At 23.6% G+C, this 942-nt stretch carries 1 pseudogene; it reads left to right on the top strand.

Features of this window, described 5'->3' with window-relative positions:
* Window positions 1–942 (top strand): annotated as a pseudogene (locus IE124_RS36240) (hypothetical protein); the annotation flags it as partial.

Genomic DNA, 942 nt, shown 5'->3' with positions numbered 1-942 from the left:
AATATTTAAAAACCCCTGAGGAAATGATTGATTTATTTAAAGATATTCCTGAAGCTCTTGAAAATAGTATAATGATTGCCATGCGGTGTAATGTAAACTTAAATTTAAATAAAAAAAATGTTTGTTTTCCAAAATTTAAGTTATCTAAAAATATAAATATAAAAAAATATTTTATATATCTATCAAATAAAGGATTAAATAATCGGTTAATAAAAAATAATATATTAAAAAATAAAAAAATTATAAAATATAAAAATAGATTATATAAAGAAATTAATCTTATAAAAAAAATGGGGTTTATTGAATATTTTTTAATAGTAATGGATTTTATCAAATGGGCTAAAAAAACAAAGATACCTGTTGGTCCAGGTAGAGGTTCAGGAGCAGGATCTTTAGTTGCTTATTCTTTAGAAATAACAGATATTGATCCTATAAAATATGATCTTTTATTTGAAAGATTTCTTAATTCTGAAAGAATTAATCTGCCAGATTTTGATGTGGATTTTTGTATGATAAAACGTGATAAAGTAATAAAATATGTAACTAAATTATATGGTAAAAAATTAGTAGCACATATTGTTACATTTAGTACAATGACCGCAAAATCAGTAATAAGAGATGTTACTAGAGTTAAAGGTAAACCTCACTGGCTAGGTGATAAATTATCAAAATTAATACCTTTCGATTCAGGTATAACATTAAATAAAGCTTGCGAGAACTCATTAGAATTAAGAAATTTAATTAAAAATAATGAAGAAGCTAATGAAATATGGGAAATGGCTTTAGAGTTAGAAGGTATAATTAAAGGAATAGGAAAACACGCAGGAGGTATAATAATTGCACCTGACTTCGTAGGAAATTATTCTCCACTATTGTGTGATGATAAAGGAAAAAATATAATACAATTTGATAAAAATGATATTAAATATTTAGGTTTTATTA

This window comes from Streptomyces narbonensis (genome assembly GCF_014649015.1).
Taxonomy (GTDB): domain Bacteria; phylum Actinomycetota; class Actinomycetes; order Streptomycetales; family Streptomycetaceae; genus Streptomyces; species Streptomyces narbonensis.
Note: the sequence above shows the minus strand (reverse complement) of the source record. Positions and strands in the feature narration are given on the sequence as shown.